The 5,952-nt window shown below is 69.3% G+C and carries 8 protein-coding genes and 1 pseudogene; 3 read left to right on the top strand and 6 right to left on the bottom strand.

Annotated elements, in window-relative coordinates; translation table 11 throughout:
* Positions 1-345 precede the first annotated feature (345 nt).
* Positions 346-714 (top strand): PRC-barrel domain-containing protein, encoded by a 369-nt coding sequence (locus tag ACFY04_RS43460; RefSeq protein ID WP_389126580.1) that lies wholly within the window; start codon positions 346-348, stop codon positions 712-714.
* 66 nt (positions 715-780) lie between these two features.
* Here ACFY04_RS43460 and ACFY04_RS43455 read toward each other — a convergent pair whose 3' ends face one another.
* The 6 genes from ACFY04_RS43455 to ACFY04_RS43430 all read right to left on the bottom strand — a co-directional run bounded on the left by ACFY04_RS43455 (position 781) and on the right by ACFY04_RS43430 (position 4,605).
* The gene (locus tag ACFY04_RS43455; protein ID WP_389126578.1) at positions 781-2,061 is read right to left on the bottom strand and encodes a peptide ligase PGM1-related protein; all 1,281 of its coding nucleotides are present in this window, start codon (positions 2,059-2,061) and stop codon (positions 781-783) included.
* 178 nt (positions 2,062-2,239) lie between these two features.
* The gene (locus ACFY04_RS43450; protein ID WP_389126576.1) at positions 2,240-2,779 is read right to left on the bottom strand and encodes a hypothetical protein; all 540 of its coding nucleotides are present in this window, start codon (positions 2,777-2,779) and stop codon (positions 2,240-2,242) included.
* A gap of 1 nt (position 2,780) precedes the next feature.
* Entirely contained in the window at positions 2,781-3,323 is a 543-nt protein-coding gene (locus ACFY04_RS43445; protein ID WP_389126574.1) for a hypothetical protein, read from the bottom strand.
* 156 nt (positions 3,324-3,479) lie between these two features.
* Positions 3,480-3,656: a hypothetical protein gene (locus ACFY04_RS43440; RefSeq protein ID WP_389126573.1), complete on the bottom strand. Its 177-nt coding sequence runs from the start codon at positions 3,654-3,656 to the stop codon at positions 3,480-3,482.
* An 84-nt stretch (positions 3,657-3,740) separates the two neighbouring features.
* Positions 3,741-4,403, bottom strand: a complete 663-nt coding sequence (locus ACFY04_RS43435; RefSeq protein WP_389126571.1) for an HAD family hydrolase — start codon at positions 4,401-4,403, stop codon at positions 3,741-3,743.
* A gap of 70 nt (positions 4,404-4,473) precedes the next feature.
* The gene (locus ACFY04_RS43430) at positions 4,474-4,605 is read right to left on the bottom strand and encodes a hypothetical protein (RefSeq protein ID WP_389126569.1); all 132 of its coding nucleotides are present in this window, start codon (positions 4,603-4,605) and stop codon (positions 4,474-4,476) included.
* A 260-nt stretch (positions 4,606-4,865) separates the two neighbouring features.
* Between ACFY04_RS43430 and ACFY04_RS43425 the strand changes: the two genes are divergently transcribed.
* A complete protein-coding gene (locus ACFY04_RS43425; protein WP_314250780.1) occupies positions 4,866-5,021 on the top strand; it encodes a DUF6131 family protein in 156 nt (51 codons plus the stop codon).
* A gap of 641 nt (positions 5,022-5,662) precedes the next feature.
* Positions 5,663-5,952, top strand: a pseudogene (locus ACFY04_RS43420) (hypothetical protein); the annotation flags it as partial.

Below are 5,952 nucleotides of genomic sequence, written 5' to 3'. Positions count from 1 at the left end.
GCTACGAACGCAAAGCCGACCACTTCCTCGCCTTCACCAGCATCGCCTGCACCCTCATCTGCTACCGCAGAATCGCCAAATGAGATGACTTCTAAAGGCGGATATCGGGGGCATCCGGAGAGCAGCCGGGACGGTCGCCGTGACGCAGCAGGGGACCTGCTCACCTCCAAGGATCGACGGCCGCCCCGGTTCCGCATTCGATCCGGGTGCGTGAAGCCTGAAAGGCGGGGCAGACGGAGTTCAGGCGGAACGCAGGACACCCGCCGAGCACGACGTACGGAACAAGGAGGATCGGCGGAGAAGCATTTCCCCGCCGTCCTCCATTGACCGAGGAGTTGTTTTCGCGTGACTGAGCATGTGTGGAGTTACCAGCCGACCGCGGGCCACCTGGCCGGCACGGACCTGACCGGCTACAAGGTCGAGGCGACCGACGGGAGCATCGGCAAGGTCGACAAGCACTCCAACGAGGTCGGTGACGCCTACCTGGTGGTCGACACCGGCGTATGGATCTTTGGCAAGGAGGTCCTGCTGCCGGCGAGCACCGTCGTCAAGGTCGACCCGGAGGAGCGGAAGATCTTCGTCGACCGCACCAAGGAACAGATCAAGAACGCCCCCGAGTTCCACCGGGACAAGCACCTCGGCGATGCCGGGTACCGGGATGAACTGGGCACGTACTACGGCACCGGCGCGCCCTTCGGCGGTCGCCCCGCCTGATCGCGTTCCCGCCCCACGACGCCGGTCCCGGCACCCAGGAGGGTGCCGGGACCGGCGTCGTGTCGGTCAGCCGCCCTCGAATTCGAGAACCTCGGCCAACGCGGCTTCCTGCTCCTCCACATCTCCAGCACTCCTGGCGATCACCGCGTACCGCCAGGAACGGCCGTCGGGCGGCGCGTCCGCGTAGAGGACCACGCCCTCGCCGCGCTCCGGATCGAACGCGAGGCGGGAAGCGCGCAGCCGGGCGAGGGCTCCTTCGAAGTCCATGGGACCGCGTGTCCCGCCCTTCGACACCGACCATGCCGGGTGCGTGTTGGCCGATCCCGCTGTCAGCCGGGTGACCATGGTGTGTGGTGTGGTGGTGGCCGTACGACGGATATTGCTCTCGCTCGCGTAGGCCACGCCGTCTACGTCCACCAGCGCGTCGAGTCCGCACGGGCCGGCGTAGCCGTGATCGGCCAGGTGGCGGCCCAGGGCCGTCCCCCACTCCTCGAGCTCGTCGGTCACGTGCGCGCAGGAGGACGGCAACGGGGAGGCGTACCCCGTGAAGGATCCGTGAGCCGTACGCATCGCTCCACTGAACAGCGCGTGCGTCGCTGAGTTGGTGACCTCCAGTTGGATGCTCACCGATTCGGCCACGTCCAGGCACTCCTCCACCACCCACATGCCCGCGGGCCCACCGACCGTGTCGAGCGGCAGTACCGCCCCGCCCCTCAGATCGTCGCGGGACACGAAGCGCATCCCGTGCCCTCCCGCCGAGCGATCGGGCTTCACCACGACACGCTCGTACTCCCGCAGGAGTTCGCGGGCCACGCCCTCGGTCTCCGGGCGCGGGCACACCCGTCCCGCCGGCAGCCGCATGCCCAGCTGATCGGCCGTCTCGCGGAACCCGGTCTTCGTGTTCAGCAGCATGGTCATCTTCAGCGCGGCTTCGGCAGCCTCAACGGTGGGATACGGATGGACCGCGAGGCCGACGTCCCGGGCGAACGCGATCGCCGAAGCATCCAGCGCCGTCGGCAGCAGCGCAGCACCCCGGTCCCCGGCGAGAACCCGGATGTGCTCGACGAGGCCAGCCTCGCGCACGGCGCGAGCCAGCGGGACGGCTCCGGCGGGGGGTACCTCAACGACCGCCACCGATTCCGGGGGCACCCCTGTCAAGTCGTACACGTACCGCAGAAACTCCCTGCTCAGCGGTACGGGAGTGACCAGCACGTCCCCCGGCCGGAGCATCCGCGCCTTCCGCGGCGCCTGCTGGGCCCACTGCGTCAGGATCCGGCCCTCGTTGAGGTCCACCGCCAAGTCCGAGAGGAAGTTCGCGAAGACGACGATCGGCCCCGGCTCAGTCACCACTCTGCTCCTCTACTCACCGCACGGCCGTCCACGGTCAGCCTGAGATCGCCCCGTGCAGCCCCTGCTGCGCGCGGCTGGGCATAAAAGCGGGGAACGGCGTACCCCGGCCCGCCCTCTAGCGGGTCCCGCCGAGCTCGCTCCGAAACGGCTCCGAACGGCTCCGTTACGGAGTCGGTCAGGTGTTCAGGAGGCGGTTGAAGAACGACCGGTAGTGCTGCAGTGCCAGCCGCAGCTCTTCCGTTGCGACCTGCTCACCCTGGCCCCACTGTGCCTCCAGCCCCTGCTTGTGGGCGGAGAAGGTACGGGCGAGGCTCTGCATCACTTCCGCGACGAGGGCGTCCGCCGACGTGACCGCGTCCTGCGGGTCGTCGACGAACCGGCCCTGTATCTCACTCCACCTCTTGTGGTATTCCGCGGTGTCCTCCGCGCCGAGCAGCGGTTCGTCGGTGCCCGCCTGGGCCGGGCCGGTCCCCGCTTCGCGATCCGCCGGGAGTTCGTCCCCGCCTTCGCGGGTCCCGCCCTCATCGGCGGCCGCGTCCATGGTGGCCTCCCCCGGGTACACGGGCGGCGTCCGGCCGTCGGCCGCCGCTTCGCCGGATTCGGTGTTCGTGCCGGTGTCCGTACCCTGATCCGGAGTCGGCACGGGATGGGCTATGTCCTCCGTCGTGATGCCGGCGTCGCCGGCTCGCTCGTCACTGCTCGAGTGGTTCCGCATGTCACCGGCTCCTTTGGTCGCTCAGCAGGTCGTCGAACAGGGCGCGGTAGTGCACCATCGCCCCTCGCAGTTCCTCGGTGGTCGTCTTCTGATCAGTGCTGCGCACCTTGACGTCGTGGGCAGCCCGGTAGTGCTCCAGGGTCCGGCCGTGTTCGACCGAGAGGTCACGCAGCTGACCGCGGTAGTCGTCCGTGGGGTAGCCTCGCTCGCGCATCAGGCGCGAGACCAGTTCGTCAGCCTCCTCCACGGAGCCTTCCGGCCGGTCCACGAAGTGTTCCTGAACGCTGCTCCATTCAACGGCGTACTGGTCGCGCCGTTCGGCGGGGAGCTCCTTGATCTCGAGCTTGTCGTGGCGTTCCTCGCGGGCTCGCAGCTCGCGTTCGGCGGCCATGCGGCCGCCCTCCGCCTCGACCGTGCGGTTGTACTCGGGGCCGAACTTGTTCTGGAGACGACGTCGGCGGGCCGCCATCCAGAAGCCGACCGCGAGCGCGATCACGATGACCGCGGCGATGGCGACGATTGCTATGAGCGTGCTGGTTGACATGGTTGGCCTCCAACTTGGAGCCCTAACTGGGCGGCACTCACGCGGCTACCCCGGTCCCCTGGGGACAATCCCTACCGGGCCTCCCTCGAAGACTTCGAGCGCCGCCACGAAGGGTGACGGGGCCCGGTTTCCTTTCCCCGGTCAGCTCGTACGGGCTCAGTCGGGAGGTTCCGGCACCGCCGGCCGTTCGGTGGTGGAGGGCTGCTCCGGGGCCGGCTCGGCCGGGGGCTGCTTGTCTTCGGGACCGGCGGGGTGCGGGTCCCGGGGGACCGGATCCGGGCCTTCCGGAGTGGGCCCGGGGCCCTCGGGTTCCGGCTCGGTGGATCGTTCCATGTGGCTCACCTCGTGGGACGGCTCATTCTCGTACGCTGCGCCTACCCAGCGGGTCACCGCTCAAGCGGTGTGGTCCGGCGGTCTTCACCTGTCCGCGAACGGACTGTTGTCGATGTGCGCGAGCAGATCGGCGGGGTGCCGGTAGACGGCGCGCGCCCCGGCCTCTTCGAGGTCACGCCGCGGAATGCCGCCACAGAGCAGCCCCACGCACGCGACGTGGGCCCGGGAGCCCGCTTCCATGTCCCACACGGTGTCACCGACGAACACGGAGTCACGGGCAGCGGCGTCGGCGAGGCCGAGTGCCTGGTGCACCGGATCCGGCGCGGGCTTGCCCTCGCTCACGTCCTCGGAGCTCGCCGTCGCGGTGATGGCGTCGTCGGCGCCGACTGCCCGTCTGAGCGCGCCGAGCTCGGCGTCCGTCGCAGAGGTGACGAGCACGACCCGCCAGCCCCGTCGGTCCAGCTCGCGCAGCAGATCCGCTGCCGAGTCCAACGGGGGCAGCCGGTCGAAGTACGTGCCGTAGAAGGCGCTGTGCGCGGCGCTGAGCGCGTCGTCCTCGCTCGTATCCCGGTCCTCGCCCAGCAAATGGGCAAGGAGGTCCTCACCGGGCAGTCCGATGGCGCGGTGGATGTCGTGCATCGCCACGTCGTGGCCCGCCTGCCGCAAGGCCTCCCACCAGCAGACCACATGCAGGTGATTGGTATCGGCGAGGGTGCCGTCGACATCGAACAACGCGGCGCGGTTCACGTCCGCCTCCTGCAAGGCTCGGCAACCGCGCTCTCGCCTGAACCCGGCCCGTTCACGGAGGAGGCCGTCGTCACAGCGTGCCCGAGCGCGGGACAACGGCATCGTCCGCCTGCTGCCGGGCAGCACGGTCACCGCTCTCGCCCACGGCCTCGGACGGCGTGGTCCGCCGCGCGTGCTGTCTGGACTCTTCGTGGTCCGTCACCGTGTCCTCCCTCGGTGGTGCCTATGCCCCGCGGCTACCCCGCCCCGCCGCCTGTAGTCCGTCGGAGGCCTCGAACCCGGAGCCGGCCGGTACCTGCGCACGCTGTTCCCACCGCGTGCCGAACGGGCAGGCCGGGGCCGCGACCCGGTCGCCCGCGGGCGACTCCGCCGGTTCGGCATGGCACCTACCAGGCATGGCACGCCGACAGCGCCGGACGCGCCTAGGCTGAAAGGAGAGTCACAGCGAAATCGGAGGTGACCATGATCATCCTCGGCGTCATTCTCCTGGTCATCGGCTTCGTCGCGGGAATCAGCATCCTGTGGACCATAGGCGCCATCCTCGTCGTCATCGGAGTCATCCTCTGGATCCTCGGCGCCCTCGGACACTCCGTCGGCGGACGCAAGCACTACTGGTAACCGTAGGAAATGGAGACAGGCAGGGTCAGAAGCCAAGGAACGGAAGCCAGCCCGGCACCGCACGGCGAGGGATTCCCCGCCCAGAGCACCCACTCGCGATCGGATCGCCGCTCCGGGAGCATGCCCGCGCTGACGGCGCAGTCGGGCCTGCTGGACTTCGTAGCCTGCGCATGATCCGCTCCGCTGAGGTCGTGTTGCGATCCTCGGTCGCCACCGGGGCGACGGCCACGCTCGACGACGCCCTCGAGCCGGTCGTCCGCGTGGGCGGTTAGGGACGCCACGGCAACACGGCACGGGTCTCGGTTTCGACCGGGTCAACAACGTCGAGCAGGTCCACTGGCGAGACATCCCCGCCTGGGAGGCCGAGGTCGCCGTCAGCGCTCACCGGATCACCCGTTTCGCTCAGCCTTACGCCATCGCCTGGCGCATTCTCTGACGCATATGCGAGCAATGTCCCGACCGTTCGGTCGGGCCGGGCTGGCATTCCCGGGTCGGGCAGCATCCGACCTCCAGGACGAGGCGTCGACCCCCGACGTGCACGGCGAGGGTGATCCACTGCCGGACGTCCGCCAGGCCGGCACCAACTTCAGCGGGCTCTGCCCGTCGATGCCGGCCTGGCCGCATGGTTCGGCGGAACGTTGATGGGCGCGATCCCCCTCAACGACGCGACCAAAGGCCACAGCGACAGTTGGCGCGACAACGCCCAGATCGCCAGCGACGGCTGGGCGAAGTTGACCCCCGTCAACGCCGCGGCGATCGGCGCGCACCTGGTCGGCACCAGCGGCCTGCTCGCCGCCAACGCGTCCCGTGTCGCCACCCAGCCGGGTGTGGCTGCTCTAAGGGCTTGCAGATCATTAACACGTCGTCTTGATCTTGTTGTCCTCGCTGGTCTGTGCCTGGACCCGGGCCTGAAGGGCGGCGAGGGCCGTGG

Origin of the sequence: Streptomyces sp. NPDC001549 (assembly GCF_042894025.1) — a bacterium.
In the GTDB taxonomy this organism is placed as follows: Bacteria; Actinomycetota; Actinomycetes; order Streptomycetales; family Streptomycetaceae; genus Streptomyces; species Streptomyces kutzneri.
Note: the sequence above shows the minus strand (reverse complement) of the source record. Positions and strands in the feature narration are given on the sequence as shown.

Excerpts from the sequence above, each read along its gene's own strand:
- ACFY04_RS43450 (WP_389126576.1), bottom strand. The coding sequence starts at position 2,779 with ATGCGGAACCACTCGAGCAGTGACGAGCGAGCCGGCGACGCCGGCATC.
- ACFY04_RS43445 (WP_389126574.1), bottom strand. The coding sequence starts at position 3,323 with ATGTCAACCAGCACGCTCATAGCAATCGTCGCCATCGCCGCGGTCATC.
- ACFY04_RS43440 (WP_389126573.1), bottom strand. The coding sequence starts at position 3,656 with ATGGAACGATCCACCGAGCCGGAACCCGAGGGCCCCGGGCCCACTCCG.
- ACFY04_RS43425 (WP_314250780.1), top strand. The coding sequence starts at position 4,866 with ATGATCATCCTCGGCGTCATTCTCCTGGTCATCGGCTTCGTCGCGGGA.